25 protein-coding genes and 2 tRNA genes are annotated in these 23105 nt (G+C 60.6%); 17 read left to right on the top strand and 10 right to left on the bottom strand.

The features are described from left to right. From EOA49_RS08385 to EOA49_RS08415, 9 genes are all read left to right on the top strand, one after another. A partial coding sequence (locus EOA49_RS08385) for a low molecular weight phosphatase family protein (RefSeq protein WP_245460581.1) occupies positions 1–377 on the top strand: 377 nt, incomplete at its 5' end. A 196-nt stretch (positions 378–573) separates the two neighbouring features. Then, a complete protein-coding gene (gene infA, locus EOA49_RS08390) occupies positions 574–792 on the top strand; it encodes a translation initiation factor IF-1 (RefSeq protein ID WP_006200926.1) in 219 nt (72 codons plus the stop codon). Between the two features lie 19 nt (positions 793–811). Next, on the top strand, positions 812–1438 hold the full coding sequence (locus EOA49_RS08395; RefSeq protein WP_127243116.1) for a Maf-like protein: 627 nt from the start codon (positions 812–814) through the stop codon (positions 1436–1438). After that, positions 1435–1656, top strand: a complete 222-nt coding sequence (yacG, locus tag EOA49_RS08400; RefSeq protein ID WP_095776494.1) for a DNA gyrase inhibitor YacG — start codon at positions 1435–1437, stop codon at positions 1654–1656. Before EOA49_RS08395 ends, yacG begins: the two co-directional genes overlap by 4 nt. A 157-nt stretch (positions 1657–1813) precedes the next feature. Next, a tRNA-Phe gene (locus tag EOA49_RS08405) sits at positions 1814–1889 on the top strand. A 214-nt stretch (positions 1890–2103) separates the two neighbouring features. Continuing rightward, entirely contained in the window at positions 2104–3294 is a 1191-nt protein-coding gene (locus EOA49_RS08410; RefSeq protein WP_095519384.1) for an integrase arm-type DNA-binding domain-containing protein, read from the top strand. A 149-nt stretch (positions 3295–3443) separates the two neighbouring features. Next, positions 3444–3572, top strand: a complete 129-nt coding sequence (locus EOA49_RS33935) for a hypothetical protein (protein WP_281015776.1) — start codon at positions 3444–3446, stop codon at positions 3570–3572. Next, complete coding sequence (locus EOA49_RS32565) at positions 3569–3718, top strand: hypothetical protein (protein ID WP_164746755.1); 150 nt, start codon at positions 3569–3571, stop codon at positions 3716–3718. The genes EOA49_RS33935 and EOA49_RS32565 overlap by 4 nt, the downstream gene beginning before the upstream one ends. Positions 3719–4861: 1143 nt before the next feature. Beyond that, positions 4862–5071: a DUF1508 domain-containing protein gene (locus EOA49_RS08415; RefSeq protein ID WP_095519106.1), complete on the top strand. Its 210-nt coding sequence runs from the start codon at positions 4862–4864 to the stop codon at positions 5069–5071. A 226-nt stretch (positions 5072–5297) separates the two neighbouring features. Here the strand turns inward: EOA49_RS08415 and EOA49_RS08420 are convergent, their stop codons facing one another. Next, positions 5298–5570, bottom strand: coding sequence for a DUF5334 family protein (locus tag EOA49_RS08420; protein ID WP_095519107.1), 273 nt, complete (start codon positions 5568–5570; stop codon positions 5298–5300). An 11-nt stretch (positions 5571–5581) separates the two neighbouring features. After that, positions 5582–5797 carry a YHYH domain-containing protein gene (locus tag EOA49_RS34085; RefSeq protein ID WP_348626863.1) on the bottom strand — a complete coding sequence of 72 codons (216 nt, stop codon included), beginning with the start codon at positions 5795–5797 and terminating at the stop codon, positions 5582–5584. A 1735-nt stretch (positions 5798–7532) separates the two neighbouring features. Between EOA49_RS34085 and EOA49_RS08430 the strand changes: the two genes are divergently transcribed. Continuing rightward, positions 7533–10331, top strand: coding sequence for a DEAD/DEAH box helicase (locus EOA49_RS08430; protein WP_206073360.1), 2799 nt, complete (start codon positions 7533–7535; stop codon positions 10329–10331). A 200-nt stretch (positions 10332–10531) separates the two neighbouring features. Further along, positions 10532–10999 (top strand): recombinase family protein, encoded by a 468-nt coding sequence (locus EOA49_RS08435; RefSeq protein ID WP_236375301.1) that lies wholly within the window; start codon positions 10532–10534, stop codon positions 10997–10999. Between the two features lie 291 nt (positions 11000–11290). Here the strand turns inward: EOA49_RS08435 and EOA49_RS08440 are convergent, their stop codons facing one another. Further along, complete coding sequence (locus tag EOA49_RS08440) at positions 11291–11665, bottom strand: phage integrase N-terminal SAM-like domain-containing protein (protein ID WP_236375304.1); 375 nt, start codon at positions 11663–11665, stop codon at positions 11291–11293. Positions 11666–12056: 391 nt separating this feature from the next. On the opposite strand from EOA49_RS08440, the gene EOA49_RS08445 reads away from it, so the two are divergent. Genes EOA49_RS08445 through EOA49_RS08455 form a run of 3 tightly spaced genes read left to right on the top strand, consistent with a single transcriptional unit; the run spans position 12057 to position 13807 of the window. Continuing rightward, a complete protein-coding gene (locus EOA49_RS08445) occupies positions 12057–12311 on the top strand; it encodes a hypothetical protein (RefSeq protein ID WP_095519386.1) in 255 nt (84 codons plus the stop codon). A 58-nt stretch (positions 12312–12369) separates the two neighbouring features. Further along, entirely contained in the window at positions 12370–12627 is a 258-nt protein-coding gene (locus EOA49_RS08450; protein ID WP_236375307.1) for a helix-turn-helix domain-containing protein, read from the top strand. Beyond that, positions 12620–13807, top strand: coding sequence for a site-specific integrase (locus EOA49_RS08455; protein WP_095519110.1), 1188 nt, complete (start codon positions 12620–12622; stop codon positions 13805–13807). Before EOA49_RS08450 ends, EOA49_RS08455 begins: the two co-directional genes overlap by 8 nt. 106 nt (positions 13808–13913) lie before the next feature. Here the strand turns inward: EOA49_RS08455 and EOA49_RS08460 are convergent. Then, a tRNA-Ile gene (locus EOA49_RS08460) sits at positions 13914–13989 on the bottom strand. A gap of 214 nt (positions 13990–14203) precedes the next feature. Between EOA49_RS08460 and EOA49_RS08465 the strand changes: the two genes are divergently transcribed. Next, positions 14204–14914, top strand: coding sequence for an SIMPL domain-containing protein (locus EOA49_RS08465; protein ID WP_095781353.1), 711 nt, complete (start codon positions 14204–14206; stop codon positions 14912–14914). Positions 14915–15126: 212 nt separating this feature from the next. Here the strand turns inward: EOA49_RS08465 and EOA49_RS08470 are convergent, their stop codons facing one another. Together EOA49_RS08470 and EOA49_RS08475 are read right to left on the bottom strand one after the other, a co-directional pair. After that, positions 15127–15477 (bottom strand): hypothetical protein, encoded by a 351-nt coding sequence (locus EOA49_RS08470; RefSeq protein ID WP_067326832.1) that lies wholly within the window; start codon positions 15475–15477, stop codon positions 15127–15129. A gap of 250 nt (positions 15478–15727) precedes the next feature. After that, positions 15728–16174, bottom strand: a complete 447-nt coding sequence (locus EOA49_RS08475) for a YcgN family cysteine cluster protein (RefSeq protein ID WP_127240547.1) — start codon at positions 16172–16174, stop codon at positions 15728–15730. 194 nt (positions 16175–16368) lie between these two features. On the opposite strand from EOA49_RS08475, the gene EOA49_RS08480 reads away from it, so the two are divergent. Further along, positions 16369–18588 (top strand): OmpA family protein, encoded by a 2220-nt coding sequence (locus EOA49_RS08480; protein ID WP_127243117.1) that lies wholly within the window; start codon positions 16369–16371, stop codon positions 18586–18588. A gap of 422 nt (positions 18589–19010) precedes the next feature. Here the strand turns inward: EOA49_RS08480 and EOA49_RS08485 are convergent, their stop codons facing one another. The 3 genes from EOA49_RS08485 to EOA49_RS08495 form a co-directional block, all read right to left on the bottom strand. Then, positions 19011–19877, bottom strand: a complete 867-nt coding sequence (locus EOA49_RS08485; protein WP_127240549.1) for an NAD(P)-dependent oxidoreductase — start codon at positions 19875–19877, stop codon at positions 19011–19013. Positions 19878–19981: 104 nt separating this feature from the next. Beyond that, complete coding sequence (locus EOA49_RS08490) at positions 19982–20629, bottom strand: helix-turn-helix transcriptional regulator (protein WP_095823211.1); 648 nt, start codon at positions 20627–20629, stop codon at positions 19982–19984. 7 nt (positions 20630–20636) lie between these two features. Further along, positions 20637–21509, bottom strand: coding sequence for a S1C family serine protease (locus tag EOA49_RS08495; protein WP_127243118.1), 873 nt, complete (start codon positions 21507–21509; stop codon positions 20637–20639). A 171-nt stretch (positions 21510–21680) separates the two neighbouring features. Here EOA49_RS08495 and EOA49_RS08500 point away from each other — a divergent pair, with 171 nt between their 5' ends. Beyond that, the gene (locus tag EOA49_RS08500) at positions 21681–22628 is read left to right on the top strand and encodes a trypsin-like peptidase domain-containing protein (protein WP_067326813.1); all 948 of its coding nucleotides are present in this window, start codon (positions 21681–21683) and stop codon (positions 22626–22628) included. Between the two features lie 15 nt (positions 22629–22643). Here EOA49_RS08500 and EOA49_RS08505 read toward each other — a convergent pair whose 3' ends face one another. Further along, positions 22644–23069, bottom strand: a complete 426-nt coding sequence (locus tag EOA49_RS08505) for a VOC family protein (RefSeq protein WP_127241546.1) — start codon at positions 23067–23069, stop codon at positions 22644–22646. Between the last annotated feature and the right edge of the window lie 36 nt (positions 23070–23105).

Here is a 23105-nt window from a genome sequence, read left to right on the forward strand (position 1 = left end):
TGGCGCGGCGGATGCTGCCCGCCACCACTTTCGTCGCCTCGGCCGGCGTGCGCAGTGGCGAGCGCGACCCCTTCGTCGATGCCGTGCTTGCCGAAGAGGGTCTCACGCTCGGCGAGCGGCAGCCGAGGACGCTGGACGAGCTGGAAGACGATTATTTCGACCTGATCGTTACGCTGGCGCCGGAAGCGCATCACGCCGCGCTCGAGCTTACCCGCTCGCTCGCCGTCGAGGTCGAGTACTGGCCGATGCCGGACCCGACCGACACCGGCGGCACGCGCGAGCATATCATGGCCGCCTATCGCGATGTGCGAGAGCGGCTGAAGACGCGCATAAGCCGGCGTTTCTTGCTTCCGGAAGCAAAAAACGCGACGGATTAAGCATGTTCACAAGCGGGCGATTATCATATAGGTTCCGCCGCAAATTCCGGCTGGAGTCGGACGAGTTCAGGTCTGTTCGACCTGAAATCGTCCGGCTCCAGATCAAGAGTAGAGCATGATGTCGTTCGAAAACCGCTTCACACTTTTCGGCATCATGCTCTAGGCCCCGGAACCGCCATCCAAGCAAAGGTATCGAATGCCGAAGGAAGAAGTCCTCGAATTTCCGGGCGTGGTCACGGAACTGCTGCCCAATGCGATGTTCCGGGTGAAGCTCGAAAACGAGCACGAAATCATCGCCCACACGGCTGGCCGCATGCGCAAGAACCGCATCCGCGTGCTGACCGGCGACAAGGTCCTGGTCGAAATGACGCCTTACGACCTGACCAAGGGCCGCATCACCTACCGCTTCAAGTAACAATTCGGCGCGAACCGCGATGAGCATTCTGCAGAAGCTCGTGCTTGCCTCGGGTTCGCCGCGTCGCATCGAGCTGTTGCAGCAGGCCGGCATCGAACCGGACCGCGTGCTGCCCGCCGATGTCGACGAGACGCCGCTGCGCGCCGAGCATCCGCGCTCGCTGGCGAAGCGCCTTTCCAAGGACAAGGCCGAGAAGGCGTTCGCCTCGCTGAAAAGCGAGGAAGACTATGCGCCGGCCTTCATCCTGGCCGCCGACACGGTGGTGGCGGTGGGACGGCGCATCCTGCCCAAGGCCGAGACGATCGACGACGCGGTGAACTGCCTCGGCCTGCTTTCCGGCCGCTCGCACCGGGTCTATTCCGGCATCTGCCTGATCACACCGGGCGGCAAGCTCAGGCAGCGGCTGGTGGAGACCAGGGTGCGCTTCAAGCGACTGCCGCGCGATGAGATCGACGCCTATGTCGCGTCGGGCGAATGGCGCGGCAAGGCCGGCGGCTATGCCGTGCAGGGCCTCGCCGGCTCCTTCGTCGTCAAGCTGGTCGGCTCCTACACCAATGTGGTCGGCCTGCCGCTCTACGAGAGTATCGCACTGCTGTCCGGCGAGGGCTTCAAGCCGCACAAGAACTGGCACGTCGCGCGGCCATGAGCCCGGACGAAAAGGTCACGCCGCTGAGGCCGAAGCGCCCCTGCCCCGAATGCGGCAAGCCTTCGGTGCGGGAGCACTATCCGTTTTGCTCGACACGCTGCAAGGACATCGACCTCAATCGCTGGCTGAAAGGCGCCTACGTCATTCCCGGCCGCGACGACGCAGAGGAAGAAGACGGAGGCCCCAAGCAAGGCCCTTCGTCCACAGACGAGCAGTGAAGGCCCGTAGCAATACGCCGTTTCCCGACGATTTTTCTTTATCAACACCTAAGCGCTGGACAGGGCGAATTCCCGTGCTATAACCCACGCGCTTTCGAGGGGGGCGCCACCCGGCGCTTCCGTGAAACCCGGCGGACGATCCCGTTAGCCGGCGCAGGCCCAGATAGCTCAGTTGGTAGAGCAGCGGACTGAAAATCCGCGTGTCGGTGGTTCGAATCCGCCTCTGGGCACCATCCCCTCTTCTCCCGACACTTCCTTTCGCCGAAGCTTCTACGCTTCTGTTTCCACAAACGACTGAAATCGTTCATCTTTTTGGGAAGGATGGCGCGATTGAGCGCGTTTCATGGAATTCCGGCGTATTTGATCTAACGGGGCGGAGGGCTGGTATTTCCGTTGGTACTGGACATCCTGATGGTATCGAAACAGCCAAAGGGAGGTGTCCCACAAATGGCCCTTTCCGACGTGAAATGCCGAAATGCCCGTCCTGCTTCCAAGCTACTGAAATTGTCTGACGGTGGCGGGCTCCAGCTCTGGGTGCAGCCCACCGGATCCCGCCTTTGGCGCCTCGCCTATCGATTTGACGGCAAGCAGAAGCTTCTGGCGTTGGGCAGCTATCCCCTTATTTCGCTCGCCGAAGCACGCAAAGCGCGCGATGACGCCAAACGTCTCCTCCTAAGTGGCATCGATCCCGCACAGGAACGCAAATTGCGAAAGGTCGGTTCGACAAAGGACAGCTTTCGATCAATCGCCGAGGAATATGTTGACAAGCTGAAGAAAGAGGGACGTGCCGACCGCACTATCACCAAGGTCAAATGGCTACTCGACTTCGCCTATCCCACCTGTGGGCACAAGTGCATTCGGGACATTGACGCCGCCACTATCCTTGCTGCCCTTCGTAGCGTGGAGGTGCGCGGTCGATACGAATCGGCCAGGCGGCTGCGCTCGACCATTGGCAGCGTCTTTCGATACGCCATCGCCACTGCACGCGCCGACACTGACCCAACGTCGGCGCTGAGGGGCGCGCTCATCAGGCCAATAGTCACGCCGCGTGCCGCCATTACCGATCCGAAGGCATTGGGCGGCTTGCTGCGTGCGATCGAGACATTCGACGGACAGCCCCCAACCCGAGCGGCTCTGAGGTTGATGGCGCTGCTATTTCCCCGCCCCGGTGAGCTTCGCGCTGCCGAATGGGGGGAGTTCGACTTCGAAAGTTCGGTATGGACTATCCCGGAAGCGCGAATGAAAATGCGACGACCGCACCGCGTTCCTCTTTCAACGCAGGCTTTGAATATCCTGGCCGAGCTTAAAAAAATGTCCGGCGCCGGGACGCTGCTGTTTCCAAGCGTGCGATCGCCTTCTCGTCCGATTTCCGACAATACACTCAACGCCGCCCTGCGTCGCATGGGTTACAGCAAAAATGAAGCAACCGCCCATGGCTTCCGAGCAACGGCATCAACTCTGTTGAACGAATGCGGCAAGTGGCATCCAGACGCCGTAGAGCGACAGCTGGCTCATATTGAAAAAAACGACGTTCGGCGAGCCTATGCCCGGGCGGAGCACTGGGAAGAGCGCGTCAAGATGATGCAGTGGTGGGCAGATTATCTGGAAAAAATTGAGAACGCGGGAACGCGCGGGTAAACTCAATCAGGTATGCGGGCAGCCAGCTGTCCGGCACGCATCGCGAACGTCCGGTTTGCCCCGCATGTCTGCCCTTGAGGCGATCTTTGCGATTCCGGATAGCAGACGCTGCCGGCGACCCGGCCGAGACGGTACCGGCTTCGCTTGCGATGGAAGCATTGCAGGAAATCGTCGGCGTGCGCGGTGCCGCCAGTGCCGAACGCACCGCGCTCATCAACCGCTTGGCGACACTCCAAAGCCCCTTTCTGCGCGCCGAACTCAGCGCAGACTGCGGATGATCGAACGCCACTTCGTCCGTCTCGAAACCGAAACCGCTCGCCCGATCTCGGCCGACCCCGCCCTTGCCCGCCGCCACGCCGTCCGCCTTCCAGCGATCAGCCTGATTTGCGCCAGGGGAAACAATCTCACGCCTATGGTGATTTGAACCGGCGCACGATTCAAATCCGGCTAGACGCCCAGTGTCAGCGGCCAGAGGAACGGCGTTTCGAATTCGACGCGATTGACCTAGCCCTGCGTAGGCGGCCCGAGCTCGTTGCAGCGGCGCTGACGGTCGAGCGCGCCTATTTGTCGGCGGGCGCACCTAACAGAGCCTCTCCCATGGCTCGGGCCAGCCGATTGCCGGGGCGATGTCGCCGGTCAGAGAGCAGCGGACCCGGAGAAAGACGAACTTGCGGAGATCATCGACGCACTGCCGAACGGCCCCTTCACGACGCGGAACATCGCCCATCCGGGTTGCGGATAGCCCACTTCTCAGGGAAGCACTCGGCGGCTTCATCGAACGGAGCGGTACGTTTCATCGAAGCGCTTCGGGAGGTATCTGGCACGATCAACGCGTATCGGTGGGCGGTGGATCGAACAACTGCCTCGTGACAGCACCAGCAACAGCACTGTGTGGCGCGTGGCAGGCGAGGATCACGATCAATCGTCGTCATCGTCCGGCGATCCAGAGGCAGAGAATTCCCGGCTCGTAACTCCCCCGCCCGCCACGGCCCCCCTAACACGCAGGCAAAAGAAAACGGCGTCTACCGTATTGATCGAAAGCAGACCGGGAGGGAAACGCCGTTGAAAGTTTAGCCGCAGGGGAATGGGTAGGACTTGGGAGAGCCTGCCGTACGCAATCCAGTCATATAAACGGATGTGGATATCTATATTATGGATAGATGAGTGTTACTATCCTATTGCGTCGCGAAAGAATCAACCGCACTGCAATATTTGCGTTCTCTGCGAATCGGAGTAGTATTGCCGGCAAGGGAAACGTCCGATGCCGTTTTCCCCGCTCCGGGAGGAGTACCGTAACCAATTGATTTGTTTCGGAAATGTTGAAACCGTTGCCTTAGGCTCAACGGTTTTTTAACCACGCCTTGACTCCTGCCCAATACTTAAGCATTGAATCAGCCATCAGAACGAAGAAACCGCCGCTAGCTGGGGAGCCGCGACGGTTTCAAGTTCACACCCGCAAAGATTGGACGTCGAGCGCGGGGTATGGCTATTACGTACGCTGATGTTGAATCAGAAATATTAGCCATGGTCAAGCTCGACGTTCGTACGCCGAACCTAGGAGATCCCTATGGCGTCTCGCACATACCCCTCGTACTGGATGTACAGGGACAATCGTAATGAATGGCGTTGGACGTATGAAGCTGTGAACGGCAAGACAATTGCCGTTAGCAGCGAAGGGTATGTCAAACGCGTCGACTGCGAGCGTAGCATCGACATCATGAAGGCATCATACAACAGCGCAGTGTGGTTCCCTGAGAGTCTCAGGTACGCTGCGTAAGCGCCTAACAATGGGAGAGGCCCGCCACTACTTTGTGGCGGGCTTCTTTTCGTCCTTCGGCGACGGTACATTGGCGATCTTCTTCACCCCGTCGAACACCTTTTCGGACTCGTCCGTTTCAGTTCCTGGGCGGTTTCCTGCTTCTCGCGTTAACTCTTTTCAATTTGACCCGATTCATTTTTTCGAAGAGCGCAGCCGCTGCGCGAGTGCAGTTGAGTAGCGAGGGTCAGTCGTCGTCCATTTCAAGGGTCCGGTACTCGCCGCTTTCGTTGTCGTAGACTTCGACTTCAACTGTTGATCCGTACCGACGAATGCTTTCGACAGTTACGTCTCGATATTCGCCAGCACCACCGTCAAATATTTGGATGTCCCTGCCCGTTCTAACAAGATTACCCTTGCCAATCTCTACCGACTCGCCAGTAGTATCCGTCCCATCCCAAGCATATGCACCGGACCCGCCCAAAACGAGTCCGATTGCGAACGCGAAACATTTGATCATAGTAAGCCGCCCTAATGACAGTGATATCCGCCAGTTTTGTGGTTCGTGTGACAACCATTTGAGTCTGTTCCGCCACCATGGCTGAACGCCGGGACAACTCTATAAGCGCCCAAAAGAACACCAATAACCAAAATAAAATATTTCATTTTGCCTCCCAAGAACATGACTATTCGGCGCATCGCGCTGCGATAACTTTGCCAAAACACAGGCGGCAAGTCAAATGGCATCTTCGACTTGCCGCGTCTTTGTCACTTCTTGACCGGAGGTGCCGGTTTAGGGGACGGAGGTCGATTGACAGGAGGCCGGGGCGATGGTGTTGGAGTCTAACTTGACCGCCGTCGCCGCCACCTTTTCTTCCGCTGCCTGGTTTGTCTGGATGAGCCGAAAGGTCACCTTGCATGAATAGCCCCCCTGTTCGAACGCACTAAGAGCGCAAATATCGAAATGCTGCAAGAGGTGCTTAGGGAGGCAGAAAGCTATCTTGAGGCCCAACTCACCTCAGCTATCGCCGCAGATCACCGGGCGTATACGTTTGCCGGTGCTGTCTCGGCTGCTTCAGTGATCCTCGTCGGGACCGCATACAGCTTGGTGACAAGTCAGCCGCCTAACTCTCTCTTAGCGTTCACGGCTTGGGCCGTTGCTGTTTCACTATTTGTAGCGGCATGGATGGCGATAATATCTGCTCGGTCGGTTAGCTTTCGTAGGGAACCAGCCCAGTAAATGGGTAGCCGACATTGAAAACGGGAAGTCATTCGCCCATGCTATCGCGGAACAATGTGCTCACCATGACGGCATGATCGCACAGAATACTTTCGTGATGGATAGAAATAGCAAGATATCAATGGTGCTGTAAATCTGGCGCTCGTGGGGATTAGAGCGGGTGGCATCGCGTTCTTATTGTGGATTGGTTCGTTTATCAGAGCTTGAAAGCTCTCCGGATTTCCCGGATCGATTCCAGCCATGTCTAATAATTTTGCAGTATGGCCACGTACATATGCGTCTATATTGCTACATTGCCGCGTTTAGATGTAGAAAATCCTGGAAATCTGGAAATAATAGGTTGTATAAGATTCACCGTTCTCGCTACAACGTTTCACCTCTACTGAGACTTTAGACGAAACAGGCGTGCATAGCTCTCGCAGCCGCCAATGTTGCCATCGTACTTAGTGTGTGCTCAATCATGCTGGATGACCCAACGATTACGTCGACTTTGCAATGATAGTCATAGGTCTCGGTTGCTGTGCCTTGGGGTCTGGATATAGACTGGCTTCCCGTTCACATAGGCCGTGCTCGAATTAAAAGTCGGGACAGTGTATGAGCCGGGCGTTTAGGCTTCCCACGTGAACACGCGCTTATCGGCTATCGTGCTCTCCGCATCGGGAAAGCCGAGAACGTCAAATGCGGCTTGGTACGGTTGGCCTCGCAACGATGTCAGGCCCGCATCCATATGTTCGAATGTCTGGCACCCAGCCAAAATCGAAAGCGCGATTAACGCGCCGGCTTTGCCGCGTCTCCTGTCGGGTGCGCCAACTTTCACAACAAAACCATATGATTGTCGGATTGGTATCCGCGACCCCTGCTGGTGTTCAGCCGGTAAGCAGGAGGTAAGCGCACGGTCGAAATCACGCGTGGCGATCTATTCGCTCCTCTGCTCGAAAGGCATCATTTTTCGAAACTGCGCTGGGAATCTTTCGACACGGGCCGTGGGGTCGGGCTCAACAATGGATGAATAGCCGGCCCTATACGACAGCTGTAGGGGGGCACCATCGGCATTCGGCTCGCCGCTGACGCATCGCAGCCGGTGACATTGAGAGAAATAACGGACTCCTCTGGTTAACCGCGACGGCACTAGCTATAGTTCGCCGATATTTGGGGGATAGAATGCAGCCAACCATACCGATAGATCATGGGCTCTCTGACAAAGTTTTGGGCAAACCTGAACTTTTGCCAGAGGCAAGCGGCATGCCGCTTCTCACGGACATTCAGTTCGAAGCTTTAGAGGCAGGCGTAGCTCGCGGAGAAAGTCTTCTTGTCAGCGCGCCGACATCGACCGGGAAGACCCTAATCGGTTGGTGGACAGTGGCATCAGCCATTGAGGCAGGCTACACGGCTGTTTATCTCGTCTCTCATCGGGCGTTGGCCAAACAGAAGTTCGAGGAGGCTAAGAGATTATTTCTTGGTGACTTCCTAGCTTACGACCGTTCGGCGATTGTATGTGCGACAGGGGACAGCGTCGAAGACGCGGCAGGTCGGAAAACAAATGCTCCCCTTTCTTCTGTTATCTTGGTTGCAACGTACGAGAAGTTTCTGGGCTGCTTGTCAGTTGGTGGGCCGCCGCGTGACCTGACAAACATCTGCTTCGTCTGTGATGAAGTCCAGTTGGTGGGGGATAAACATCGCGGCCAAAACGCCGAACTTCTCCTGACGTTGATGCGGCGAGCGGGGTGGCGGCAGTTCGTCGGGCTGTCTGCGGTTCTGAGCCCCGGCGATGCACAGGCACTGGCTAGTTGGTTGGGGATTGGCTTGATCAGAAACCCCAATCGCGAAAAGGCATTGACCATTGAGTGTCGAACACCCTTGGCAACGCTCTCCGTCTCAGCTGGTCCGGGCTTTGAAGGGCTGCAGCAACAAGGGCCGCCTAGTCGAAGTCGCGATGTTATGGGTGTGATCGGAGAGTTACTTCAACAGCAGCGAAACCCCGTTATAGTTTTTTGCATGAAGGTCGACGACACTTTTGACCTAGCGAGAACGTGGGCTCAATCCCGACCGGCCATTCAGATTGATGCGCCTGCCGGGGTGGACGTTGAGCAGCCGCTCTTAGATGCTTTGCGCAGGCGCACAGCCTATCACAACGCCGAACTGACCGAAGATGAAAGACTGTTCGTCGAAGATCGCCTCGCTTCGGGCCAGGTCGATGTAGTCTTTGCCACATCAACTCTCGCAGCGGGGGTCAATTTCCCTTTGGGTAGTGCCGCATTCGCCTCTTGGAAAAGGTGGGATTTTGACCGTCAAATGCATGTGCCTATAGGCCGAGACGAGTTCCAAAACATGGCCGGCCGTGTCGGCAGGATGGGGCAGGCTATCGCTAAAGGCCACGTTGTGCTCACGGCTGACGGAGTACAGGAAAGTAGGCAGGCTCAAGCACTAATGGACCTGACCACCCAAGCTCCGCTGGGTTTGGGCATTACACCAGAGCATTTTGGGACCCTCACACTTCAGATTTTCGCAGGGAGGCTGTGCACAAGCAGAGAGGATGCATTCGACCTAATCGGATCAACGCTTACGGCATCTAGAGAGCGGGAGCGAAATCTAGCTGGTATAGATCACTGGCGAGACAAGTTGTTTAGTCAAATTGATCGGCTTGTCGACATCGGTTGCCTGATAGAACTGCATGGACAAATCACGGTCACAACCTTCGGCGTTGCCGTCGCCCACTCGGGCCTTAAGCCGGAGACAGCAATTTTTTTCATCGAGGGGCTGAAAAGGTCCTCTGCGCAACTCACTCAACTGATCGATCGGGCCGGGAACGGTACCAGCGAAGACGATTTTGTCTTTGTGCTGAGCCATGCAGCTATTCGGTCCCCGGAGTTCGGGATTGTTGGTGGCAAAGCTACCCGTATCCTCAACTGGAGAATAGGCCGGAATGGCCCAGTGCCGAACCCTTACGCGACTAGACTGAACCCAATCTTGTTCGACCAGCCGTGGGTAGCAGATGCGGGAGCCGCTAACGGGGCGTTGCAATTGACAGAGTGGGCGGCTGGAACTGCTAGGGGGCAAATTGAAAAGATTGTGGCGGGGGTCAGGTTGGGAACGGTTCAGGGAGTAGCTCGCGATGTGTCGTGGGTTCTTACGGGGGTATCTGAGATTATTTCGAGCGTGACGTCTCCGACCTTGGCCGATGAAAGCAAGCCAATCGCGCTACGTGGAAATGGTGAAGATGTTCAAGACGTGAGGCGGCTTGCCCGCGCGATCCGCCGTCAGTCGATCAGGCTAGGGGTTGGGGTGCCCAGCGATGTGCTTTGGATGTCCGAACTAAGACTGCCCGGCCTCCAGTCGCGCCTCCGCCGTGATGATATTATGAGTTTGCGAAGGGGCGGGCTTTCGAGGCCCATGGATTTGATGGATGGTAGCGATCAGGCCGATGAACGTCGCCGTATAGCGCTTGGCTTGCAAGAGCGTGGTGGCATAGCCAACCTAATTCGGAATGCAGCTCGGACTTGGCGGCAGGACGACCGAAATCACTCTAAGACGATGCATCTTCGGCGAGCAGACCGCTTGATGCTGCGCGACCAAATAGCCGCTCTGTACGAGAAGCGAGGGACTGATCTTGAGCAGGCTTTCAGTATATCGCTAGGAGGGCTTGGGATACCTTGTCAGCCACTCGATGTGACCGGTCGCCAAGGGTTTCCCGATTTCCTAGTATCGATTGAGGATTTTATTCCGATTGTTGTCGAGGTGAAATCTAAAGTTAGCGATCAGGAAACGGTGCCCTTAAACGCTGCTACCGAGGTCCTCGCGGCATCAGAACTGGCGGGGCTGCGAAACAACCCTTGCCTCACCTTGTGCAGCCCCGGTGTAGACCCGAGCGTTCCAACGTTTATCGAGGCCGCGAAGCGTTTGTGCGTCATCGATGTCTCCGATTTTTGCGAAGCCATCCTGCGATTGCACGAGGGAACTCTTACCAGGGGTGGGTTTTACAACTGGTTGACAACGCCCGGCATCGCGCTGGCCGAAGCGCTTCCTTCGCCGGCCACTCGTTAACGGTCCTTCTTAAATAGAAATTGTGCCAGTTCTCCCGGCGATGAGCTTTCGCAAGGAGGCCTTCACAAATCTGTTTGGGAATAGCCTCGGAGCTGACCCATGTCCAACACCGTCACCGCCCCTCTCTTCGTTTCCTATCTGCGCGTCTCAACGGCCCGACAAGGGCATCAGGGCTTGGCCTTGAAGCCCGGCGCGAAGCCGTGTCGGCTCACATACGCAACCGGGCAGGCAGCAATGCCGAGCCTATGAAAGAATACGTTGAGGTTGAGAGCGGCAAGGCCAACGACCGCCCTCAGCTTCAAGCCGCCCTCAGGCACGCCAAGCATGCGCAGGCCACGCTCATCATCGCTAAGCTCGACAGGCTGAGCCGAAACGCTGCCTTCCTGCTCACCCTGAGAGACAGCGGGGCGAGTTTCGTGGCTGCCGATATGCCGGATGCCTGCGATCTCACTTTCGGGGTCTTGGCGTTGGTGGCGGAGCACCAGCGCAAGATGATCCAGAGCCGCACCAAGGCTGCGGTGGCGGTGAAGCGGGATGCGCTGGCACGAGAGGCGGCGGCACTGGTAGTGCTTGGCCAAGAGCCTGTGAGGCGGCTTGAGGACGGCACCACGCGGCCCTTGCGCCTCGGCAACCTAACGGAGTCAGACTGCCTGCGGTGCCGACTGTGAAGCGGGGCGCTCAGGACCGGGCTGAGGAGTTCCGTGACGTGCTTCGCGACGTTGATCCGGCAGGCGCATTGTCGGCGCGGGGGGTTGCCGGCGCCCTCAACCAAAGGGGCTTTAGGTCACCTGGCGGCGGGCGCTGGACAGCACAAAGCGTCATCAGGCTGAGGGAGAGATTGGCCGCATGACGTAGCAGGCCAGGGGAGGCGCGCTACAGGGGTTGCGTAGGCGAGCACCGCTTCCGGCCCGGCGAAGGGCGCCTCGGCGTAGACGACCCAGCGCTAACATCGGCGACCTTCAGCGTCGACACCTCCGCGACGCGCAAGCCCGCGCAATAGGCGACGAGAGCGCGGCCTGGTGCTTGAGGCAGGTGGTGGCGTTGAGGAGACGGGCAACCTCGTCGCGGCTCAGGACCACGGGCAGCTTGCGCGGATGCGACAGGCGGACCAGCCTGCGCGCCAGGTCCGGGCGGTCGAGCGTGTGGGTGAAGAAGCGCAGCGCCGACACAATGCTGTTCATGGTCGGCACGGGAACGCCGTCACCCTGCTGCCCGACCTGGAACCGGCGCAAGTCATCCGCTGTCGCCGTGTCCGGCGATCGGCCAAGGAAGCTTGCGAACCGCCCGACATCGCGGACGTAGTTGCGCTGCGTCTCCTGGCTGAACCGGCGCATGTCATGTCAATCAACCGTTGGCGTAGCGGGCCGATCTGTGCATCGAGAACGACGGCCCTCGGGATAACGGCTCCGAGTTCGACGCTGAGGGAGGCTGCGCAAGGGGGCCAGCGGGCAGTCGCAGGTGGTTAGCCCCGGTCGTGCACAATGCGACGTAGCCGTCCACCGACTTGCCCCACGAGTCCGCTTAGAAACGCTCTCCTGCCGTGATCCATCCGGTTCACACGTTGCTGCCAGTTTGCGCCGAACGGACCTAGTCAGGCCGCTTCCGCTCAACGGGGCTCCTCTTATTTAAGTGAGCACGATCTCGTCGCTTCGAATTGGCAACCAGGATGCGGCTTTGTGCGTCGACACCAACACGCCCCGGAGTATCAGGGACGGGCCAGCGTCCATGAAGAGTGACGCATTCTCGTATCCGCCGCGAGGCCTCTCTCGTGAGGAAGCAGCTCGTTATATCGGTGTCGGATCGACGCTTTTCGACGAAATGGTTGCCGATGGGCGCATGCCGAAGCCTAAGCGCATCAACAGCCGCGCTGTCTGGGATCGTGTAGCCCTCGACATAGCTTTCACCTCGTTGCCGGATAAAGATAGCGGTCTTCAAGAACTGCTGGAAAGAAGCAAACGGGACAGAGAAAGAAGAAAATAAATACGCTCATTGCGTATACGCCGCAGGCGTAGTATGATCATTGTGCGAAAGGCTTGACATGAACGAGAATGAGAAACTTGCGCAAGACGTGAAAGCTTGGCGGGCCAAGGGGGGGTTCACTGCCGAAGCCGCGGCCAAGGCGCTGGGAATACCGAAGCGCACCTTTGAAGGCATAGAGCAAGGCAGAGGGTTCCCCTACCCGGTGCTCCTGCGCGTTGCCATCGAAAGCAAAACCCTTTCGCTACAAGCGATGCTGGAGAACTCCCCGCGAGTTGATCACCGGCGGCAGAAGTCTGGAAGGAACGTTGATGGCTAGGCCCTTCAAGGATGCGCGCTATCCTGGGGTCTCTTCGCGTCTCAAGAATGGCAAGCTAACTTATCGCTACCGTGCAAAAGGCATGCCTGAAATCAGCCTTCCCGGCAAACCTGGCGATGCCGAGTTCGAGGCGGCTTACGAGAAGGCCACGCAGGGCCAACACAATGTGGGTATCATCGATTTGCCCGGTCGGGCACTGCCAAAAACTTTTGGCCATGCCGCGCGCCGGCTTGAAACGACAATGGAGTGGCTCGATTTTGATGAAGCGACGCAGCAGAAGAATGCACGACTGATCGAGCGTTTTCTCAATCTGAGGGTCGATCCAAAGTACCCACTGATGTGGCGCGATACTCCGGTGGAACATCTCGACGCGGATCGGCTTCGCGCCATCATTGAAAGCATCTTCAGGACAAACCGCACAGTCGCCAAACACATGCTGGTCGCTATCAAGAAGCTTGTATGGGTCGCGACTGACGTCGAAAAATGGATCAAGCCGCAGGAGGATCCCTCGCTATCGATCCGTGTCCGTGTGCCCAAGTCGACCCGGAATCCCGCTTGGCCAATTGCAATCCGCGAGAAGTTCGAGGAGCGACACCCTATCGGTACAGCCGCACGCACCTGCTATGCACTCGGCTTCTGGCTTGGAAATCGGCGCGGCGATATCGCTGCTCTTGCGTGGGATGATCTTTTAACCGAAGAGATCGAACTGTTCGATGGCTCGCTGGTGCTGATCGAGGCCTTTGATTTCCGCCAGAAGAAGAACCGCAACCGCCATGGCGGGCGGGAGATGTTCATTCCAGTCGTCGACAAGCTAGCAGCGGCCTTGGACCCGCTCGAGCGCTCGATGGGCGGCACTGTCTTGAAGAACGCCTACGGCAGGTCATTTTCGGAAAAGAGCCTGACGGGTATGATGCAGCACTGGACGCGGCAGGCGGGAATTCCTGCCGGTTACACGCTCCATGGCCTGCGCCGCACCTTCGGCACCTACCTCGCTGAATGCAACATCCAAGCGAGGGCCATCATGGAGGCGATGGGCCATTCCTCAATGACGGTAACAGATGAATATGTGCGTGAGGCCAACAAGAAGCGCATCGCAGTTGATATTGCTCGTGCCATCAACGAGCGCGAGGCCAAGCGCGACGCCATGAAGCGGCGGGCAAACCTCCGCATTGTCAAATAATCAAACGAGTCGGAACAAACCGGGACCACGGTCTTTGCCTTGGGCCCATAATTGGCCCAAAACGTTTTGGGCCGAGGCCACTTTTTGCCAATGAAATCAATGGTTATGGTGGGCCCGGAGGGACTCGAACCCCCAACCAAGCGGTTATGAGCCGCCGGCTCTAACCATTGAGCTACAGGCCCCACGCGGGCTGGCTTAGTGTTTTTCGCCGCCCGGCACAAGGCTTTCGAAAGCGCTGGCGGCAAATGCCAAAATCAGCTCATATTCGCTCCGTACAGCGGTGTGCGCGCCCATCAGGCGCGTGAACTGGTCCGGACTGCCCGCAACGCCGGGAATCGATGCCTTTTTCGAGTCTGGGCAGAGGTGATACCGGATCGCAGATTTCGAGGAGTTTTCATGACCAAATATCTTTTGCCTGTCGCGCTCGCTGCCGCGATCGCGTTTCCGGCGCTGGCAAGCGCCGCCGACACCCAGCCGCCTCCGCGAATTGTCGTCTCGGGCGAAGGCGAAGCGACTGTCGCGCCGGACATGGCGATCCTGACGCTCAGCGTCATGCGTGAGGCAAAGACCGCGCGCGCCGCGCTTGATGCCAACAATGATGCCATGGCGGCCGTGATCGCGGCGATGAAATCGGCCGGAATTGCCGATCGCGACCTGCAGACAGCCGGCATCCAGATCAATCCGCGCTACAATTACACCAACAAGGCGGACGGCAGCCAGGAAGCCGAACTCGTTGCCTACCAGGTGACGAACACACTGTCGGTGCGCGTGCGCAACGTCGACAAGACCGGCGACATCCTAGACAAGGCGGTGTCGCTCGGGGTCAACCAGGGCGGCGGCATCGCCTTCACCAATGATGATCCGAAGGCCACCATCACCGAGGCGCGCAAGAAGGCGGTTGCCGACGCGCTCGCCAAGGCCAAGACGCTCGCCGCGGCCGCCGGCGTCAACCTTGGCAAGGTGATCGAGATCACCGACCAGAACGTCGCGCCGGCGCCGATGCCGTTGAACGCCAAGGCTTTCGATGCCGCCCGCGCCGCCGTGCCGGTGCAGGCCGGCGAGAATTCCTACACCGTCCAGGTGACCGTCACGTTCGAGCTGAAATAGCTTGCCCGCCGCTTTGGTAATCCGACAAAAACAAAACCCCGGAGGACCGATCCTCCGGGGTTTTATCTGAGCCACGCTTCAGCACTGGCCGAAGGGGCTCCACTACTCACAGGTGACGTCGGCGAGAGTCATCCTGCTCCCGACCTCGCAGAAGGTCAGCTGGTCCTGCAGAGGATCATGCCCAACCTGTCCTCGCAGGCTCCAGAAAAGCCTCAGCGATAGATGATCGGGCAGCCACGCTCGTTGGCGAAGACCACCACCACGCGGTCGCCATACTGACGGCCGGCCACCTTCACCGTTCGCCGGCTGATGTCGACGATGCGGACGCGGTGCAGGCCCATACGCTCGGCCTTGTCGAGCGCGCGGTCCGGCGAACAGCCGCGGCGGCGCCAGTCGCGATCGCGGCGGTAATAGCCATCATCGCCGGTGTAGACGCCGAAGCGCGGATCGTGATTGTTGCCGAAGCCGAGATAGAGGCTGTCCGCATGCGCCGCCGGGATGGCGCCGAGCGTGCAAAGCCCGACAAGGGCCGAAAGGGCTGCCGTCTTGATCTGGTTGAACATTGTCTCTCTCCTTGTTGTGGGCCTCTCGCCCTTGAACGGATGATTGGCGAACCAATGATTACAAAATGCCTTTTTGTGTCTGAACTTTGTGCGAACCGGCCGTTCATGTCCGGTTCATGTGGAAGAAAGGCAAAACCCCTCACCCGAATGCACTTCCAAATCTGACGCGGGGAACGCGTCACCGCGGCCCCAGTTCCCTCGAGTTTCAAGATGCGAACCCGCCAGGCTTCGTCATCAAGATGCGAACCCGTCAAGGTTCGTCATCAAGCACATAATCAAAATAGTCGTCCGGTTCGACGAGATCCGTTTCCTTGGCCTTCACCCGGCCGCGGATCGAGATCCCGGCCTCATGCACAGTCTCCGCGCTTCCCGAAACCAGTTTGTGCCACCAATAGAGGTCGTGTCCCTCGGCGATGAGCCGGTAGGCGCATGTCTTGGGCAGCCAGGTGATGGTGCGCACATTCTGCGGTGTCAGCCCGACGCAATCGGGCACGCGCGCCAGCCGGTTGGCATAATCCGAGCAAAGGCATTTTTCGGCGTCGAACAGCCGGCAGCCGACGCTCGTCCAATAGATTTCACCAGTATCCTCGTCCTCGAGCTTGGACAGGCAGCATTTGCCGCAGCCGTCACAAAGTGATTCCCATTCGGCCGGGGTCATGGCCTCGAGAGTCTTGGTTTTCCAAAATGGCGCATTCATGCCGCTGGATTTGGCCCTCCGGGACCTGTCGGTCAAGCACTGCTGTCACAGGACCCATTATCAACATTAGAAAAACACGAAATTGCCTTCAAAAGGCCGGCCGGGCATCCTTGGCTGACAACAATGCCCGGCGGAACCAATTGATGCTGTTGAAAGTTTGGGCAGGGATGGGACCCCAGTAGGAGAAAATCGATATGAAACGCCAACCACGGATTCTGGCAGGTACGGCAATCGGCCTGCTAATGGCATCCGCGCCGTTGGGCGCGTATCCGCTGCAGGCCGATCTCGGCCCTTCGCGGGGGACGCCGTTTATCCTAGCGCAGTCGAACTGCGCCGAAGGCCAATCGGCTGAGGAATGTGCGCAAGGCCAGCAGGGGCAAGCCGAGCAGCCGAGGAAAAAGAAGCGCGAGCAGCAGACGGAATCGGCGCCGACCGAACAGTCCGCCGAGCCCGAGCAGAAGCCGCGCCGGAAGCGGCAGGACCAGCAGCAGTCCGGCCAGGCGGAAGAGGCGGCCCCGGCGGAGCAGCAGCTCAAACCGCGCAAGAAACGCGATCAACAGCAGCAGATCGAGGCAGCCCCTGCCGATCAGGGCGGACAGGCTGCGACTGACGAGCAGCAGCCGCGCAAGAAGAAGCGCCAGCAGCAGACCGAAACCGCACCGGCCGAGCAGCCGGCCGAACAGGCCGCGCCGGCGAGCGACGAACAGCAGCCGCGCAGGAAGAAGCGCCAGCAGCAGCAAACCGAAACGGCGCCGGCAGAGCAGCCCGCCGAACAGGCGGCGCCGGCGAGCGACGAACAGCAGCCGCGCAGGAAGAAGCGCCAGCAGCAGCAAACCGAAACCGCACCGGCCGAGCAGCCTGCCGAACAGGCGGCGCCCGCCAACGACAACACGCCGCAGGACAAGCTGCGCAGGAAGAAGCGGGATCAGCAGCAAACCGAGACCGCACCGGCCGAGCAGGCGCCGAAGACCGAAGCTCCTGCCGGCGAGGCACAGCAGGCCGAGCCCCAGCAAAACAATCAGCAAGCAGCACCGGCCGAAGGCGAACAGCCTCTGGACAAGACCAAGCGCAGAAAGACGGTCGGCGAGCAGCCCGGCACCGGTCAGGCGGTGACGGGAGAGCAACCTTCGACCAAGCAGCCCTCCAGCGAAGGCCAAGCAACCACCCGGCCCGCTACGGGTGAGCAGCCGGCTGAAGGCGGCACGAACGCCGGCGCTGCCGCACAGGGCGAGGCCCCTGCCAACGCGAACGAGGCTCCCATCCTCGACAGCCAGAAGGATGTCGTTCGCAAGCGCAAGGGCCGCCAGCCGGCCGGCCAGAACGAGAATGGCCAGGCCGGTGTCGAGCAAGGCGGCAACCAGGCTGGACAGCAGGGCGGCGCTCAGGCCGAGCAGCGGCCTGCCGCGGTCGATCAGGGGCCGCCGCCCACCGACGACAAGGCGGCCCAGCAGGCGATCAAGCCTGAGAAGCTTGTTCCGGTCACCGAGGAAAAGGGCAAGCGGATCGAACTTACGCCCGAGCAGGTGGTCCGTGAGCGCCGCCGGCCCCAGGGCGCGGATGTGGTGAAGCAGTTCGGCGACCGCGTGATCCTCCAGTTCAACAACCAGACTTTCGTGGAAAGCAACGAGGCTCCTCGCATCACCCGTGGCGCCAGGGACGTCTATTACGAGGATCTGCCGCGCGGCCGCACCCGCGAGACCGTGGAGCGCGAGAATGGCGTCAAGATCGTCACCATCCGCAACCGCAATGGCGACATCGTCCAGCGTTCGCGCATCACGCCTGACGGGCGCGAATATGTGCTGAGCTATGTCGACGAGCGCTATTACCAGGATGTCGACGACTGGCGCGATCCAGGCGACGACCTGCCGCCGATGCGTCTCGACATATCGCGTCGGGACTACATCCTGGATTCGGAAGAAGTCGAGGATCCGGACGAGTATTACACCTTCCTCGAGCAGCCGCCGGTAGAGAGGGTCCAGCGTCTCTACTCGATCGACGAGGTCAAGCGCTCGGCCCGCGTGCGCGACATCGCCCGTCGTATCGACCTCGACACGCTCAACTTCGATTTCGGCTCGGCGACTCTTTCCGACACCGAAGTGCAGAAGCTCGAAGGCGTGGCCACCGCCATGGACAAACTTCTCAAGAAGAACCCGGCCGAGACCTTCCTGATCGAGGGCCACACCGACGCCGTCGGTACGCCTGACGCGAACCTCGCACTGTCGGATCGGCGTGCCGAGGCGGTCGCCGAAGCGTTGACCAACGCTTTCGGCGTCCCGGCCGAGAACCTCACGACACAGGGCTATGGCGAGGAATATCTCAAGGTGAATACGTCTAGCCCGAACCGCGAGAACCGTCGTGTCGCCATCCGCCGCATCACCTCGCTGGTGGCGCCTGTGGCGAGCAACGAGCAATGACTTCAAGGTCCTGAGCCGATTTTCGGAATCAGCGCGACAAGATTGGGCCCGTCCGGATCCGGACGGGCCCTTTCTCTTGAAATTCAAGAAGAATTGTCCCGCTCATCCCGCCGTGCTCATTGAATCGCCGCATTGCGGCACCCAGATTCCAGTCAGGGCGTTCCCTGCCCTGTCCCGACTCCAGCGGGACACATGAGCCCCGCCGGCGCCCCTCTCCGGCGGGGCTTTATCTTGAAAATAAGTCCACCTGCCCGAAATACGGCGGAACCCCACAGAGCAATTCCAGGAGAATGCGCAGCGGTTTTCGGACTTGCGTAGATCAGGACGAAACCGCCCCTGAACATCTCAGGAAGCGTCTCGAATTCGCGTCGAATCCGTCGAAAGGCAGGAAGGGCGCCGCGGAATGAGGCGGCCGCGGGCTGTCAGTAGATCCTTCTGACCTTCGTCGGCGAGTTGGCGAACACTTCGTCCGGCACGAAGAAATCGCCGGCAAGCTGATCCGCCGCGCCTGGCGCATAGACCGAAAAGTCCGTGACGCCCTCGGCCCGCAGCACCTCTTCGTCGATGTAGAAATTGCCGGTCGCCTCGCGCGCCGGCCGCAGGAAGATCGCGCACGCGGCATCGGCCATGATGTCGGGCGAGCGGCTCATCGCAGCCACCGTGGCGCCACCCAGGAGATTGCGCACGGCGGCCGTGTCGATGGTCGAGATCGGCCATAGCGAATTGACGGCGATGCCATCTTTGGCGAACTCGGCGCTCATGCCGAGCGTGCACATCGACATGCCGAACTTGGCCATCGTGTAGGCGACGTGGTTCTTGAACCACTTGGCCTTCATGTCGAGCGGCGGCGCCAGATTCAGGATGTGAGGATTCTTTGCCAACTTCAGGCGTGGAATGCACATTTTGGACACCAGGAACGTGCCGCGCGTGTTGATCTGGTGCATCAGATCGTAGCGCCTCATGTCGGTCTCCAGCGTGCCGGTAAGCTGGATGGCGCTGGCATTGTTGACGCAGATGTCGATGCCGCCGAACCGCTCGACGGTCTTTGCCACCGCCTCGCCGACGTGAGCCTCGTCGCGGATGTCGCAAAGCACCGGCAGCGCCTTGCCGCCGGCCTGCTCGATCTCTTCGGCCGCGCTGTAGATCGTGCCCGGCAGCTTCGGATGCGGCTCGGCGGTTTTGGCTGCAATCGTTATATTGGCGCCGTCGCGCGCCGCGCGCAGCGCGATCGCCAACCCAATCCCGCGCGATCCGCCCGAGATGAACAGCGTCTTTCCCTTGAGCGACATGTCTCGGCTCCCTCTGCAACAGGGAGGCAACTTGCGCGGCGGGCAGCCGTGGCGCAAGGCCCAACGCACCGGTCGGAGGTTACGCAGCGTCGTGCTGAAAGGGTCTAGACCAGCACCAGCCCTTGCCGCATCGCGATGGCGATCGCATCGGTGCGGTTGGCGGCGCCGAGCTTGATCAGGATCGCGGCGACGTGGAATTTCGCCGTGTGGACGGAGATGTTGAGCCGCCGGGCGATTACCTTGTTGGGCGCGCCTTCCGCCAGCAGTGCGAGCACTTCAGCCTCGCGCGGCGACAACGCCGCGCGGGGCTGGTTGTCGTCGGGCGTCTCGTCCTCGGACACCCCCGCGTGGAACTCGCCATGTGCACCAAGATCTGACGGTCCTGCGCGGCTGATGCGATAGCCGGACGCCGCCAAGCGCAAGGCGGCGGCAATCAGCAGGCCGTCGGCGGACCCCGGCAGCATCGCAAACACATTGCCGCCCGGCCTTTCATGGCCGGCGCGGCGCGAGAGCAGCACACATGGCGTTGCGGGGCTCACGGCCCGGCTTTCCGAAGCAGCCTCATCGACCAAGGCGACATCCGCCGTTTGACCCATGCCGCTCCCGGCGAGGATCGGCAGCAGGTCCTCGCTCGCCGCAAGCGCATCGACCAGTTGCTCGGCGCGGGCCGCGTCGCCGAGCGCGATCAGCACCGTCAGCCGGGTGCTTGCCGGTTCCGGTCGAGCAATCGTTTGTATCGCGCTGCTTGCCATCCGCCTCTCAGCTCAACGGCTTTTCGCCGATGGTGATCGAAACATCGCGCTCAGCGCCGCCGCTCAAGATACCGAGCGTCACGCTCGCGCCGGCGCTGTCCGGCCCGAGCTTGCGGATCAGCTCGCGCGGCCCATGCACGGCCTCGCCATTCCAGGTGACGATGATGTCGCCGACATGCAGGCCGGCGGCTTTCGCCGGGCCGCTGTCGTCGAGGCTCATCACCATGGCGCCGTGGGTGTCGCTGTTGCGGATCGGGTGCAGCCCGGCACCGAGATAGCCGCGCGCGACATGTCCCTTCTCGCGCAGCGTCGCAACCGCCCGCTCGATCGTCTCGTAAGGCATGACCAGCGCCCGCCGGCGCGGCCCGAACAAGAGCATGCCGATCAGGCCGCCCTTGGCATCGAGCACCGGACCGCCCTCGAAGCGGCCGCCGGCGTTGATGGCCAGATTGATGCGCCGTTCGATCGCGCCGCCGCGCATCGAGCGCCAGGCGGGCCCGACCTCGCCGACCGTGCCAAAGACCGCAAGTGCTGCCCCTTCGCTATTGCCGACGGCGATCGCCACGTTGCCGGGGCGCACGGCAGCGGCCTCAGCCAGTTGCGGCAGACCGGCGGCGGAAGCCGGCTTCAGCAGGGCAACGCCCGTCGAAGGATCTCGGCCGGCAAGCTCGGCCTTCACAGTTTCGCCCGAGGCCAGCGTCAGTTCGATCTCCTCTCCGGCTTCGACCGCTTCTTCCGCGGTAACAAAGAAGCCGTCGCGCCAGTGGAAGGCGCTCGCGGTGCGGTGGTGATGCGTAGCGAAGCTTGCCAGCGCCGGCGCGGCGGCCGCCGCGACATCGGCAACGGCATCGGAAAAGGCACTAAGGTTGAAGTTGCTCATATCGATGGTCTCCTGGGTTCTGTGACCCAGATATCGCTCCATGGCCCCGCCGCGAATACTCGCCTGACGGCTAGTCGAGTGCCTGACTGGCCATGTGGTCAGGTCGCGGCAATTGCTGCCGCTCCGCACATATAGGCATCGTTTGCGCCAGATCACACGGGAGCCCCACCCATGGCCTTCGCCGTCGAAAAACTCCAATCCGATGACGCCTTGCTCGACGCCTACTCGGCGACGGTCGCTGACGCCGTCGATCGAATCGGACCGGCCGTGTGCCGCATCGAGCGCATTGGTGCCGGCGGCCATGGCTCGGGCTTCGTGATCGCTCAGGACGGGCTGGTCGTCACCAATTTCCACGTCGTCGACGACGCCCGCGACGTTCGCGTCACGATGCCGGATGGCGCTTCGCGCGAGGGGCGCGTGCTTGGCCGCGATCCCGACACCGACATTGCGCTGGTTCGCGCCGACGGCAGCTTCGCCGACATCGCCCCGCTCGGCGATTCCAAGCGCCTCAGGCGCGGCCAGATCGCGATCGCCATCGGCAATCCGCTCGGCTTCGAATGGACCGTCACCGCCGGCGTCGTCTCGGCGCTCGGCCGCTCGATGCGCGCCTCGACCGGCAGGCTGATCGACGACGTCATTCAGACGGACGCCGCGCTCAACCCCGGCAATTCCGGCGGACCGCTGGTGTCGTCGGCTGGCGAAGTCGTCGGTGTCAACACCGCCATGATCCACGGCGCGCAAGGCATTGCCTTCGCGGTCGCCTCCAACACCGCCAATTTCGTCATTTCCGAGATCATCCGCTTCGGCCGCGTGCGCCGCGCCTTCATCGGCGTCTCTGCCGATACGACCAACCTGCCGCGCCGTGCCGCACTTCTCTCGCAGGTCACGACCAACACGGCCGTGCGCCTGCGCAGTGTCGAGAAGAACGGCCCCGCCGCGAGGGCTGGCCTGAAGGAAGGCGACATCATCGCCGCTCTCGACGGCCGACCGGTCACCGGCGTCGATGATCTCGTGCGCATGCTCGACGCCGACCGCATCGGTCGCGAGACGCTCTGCACCGTCGTGCGCCGCACCGGCGTCAGCCAGGTCGCCGTGACGCCGGTGGCGCGGACGAACTGAGACCCGCTGTCCGGCCTAGCTCCCGGCCGCACCTTTGGCGTATTGCGCCAGGAATTCTTCGCTCGGCGCAATAGGCTTGATCACGTCGATCAGCACGCCGTTGGGGTCCTTGGTGATGAAATGGCGCTGGCCGAAGGGCTCGTCGCGCAAGGTGCGCAGGATCGGCAGGCCTGCGGCCACGATGCGCTCATAGACGGCGTCGGGATCGCGGACCTCGAAATTGATCAGCAGGCCGGACGTGCGTCCCCGGCCCTCCTCAGGGATCGTCTCATGGTCCCCGTCGACGATGCCGAGATTGACGCGGCGATCCTCGGCCGACTGCAGATGGACGTACCAGTCGCTGTCGAACAGCGCCTTGAAGCGGAAATGCTCGACATAAAAGGCCGCCGTGGCGGCGACGTCGCCGGTCATCAGCACCGGATAATAGCTGGTCGTCTTCATCTTTCTTTCTCCTGCCATCAAACATACAGTCTGTAT

It is taken from the genome of Mesorhizobium sp. M1A.F.Ca.IN.020.04.1.1 (assembly GCF_003997315.1).
Taxonomy (GTDB): Bacteria; Pseudomonadota; Alphaproteobacteria; order Rhizobiales; family Rhizobiaceae; genus Mesorhizobium.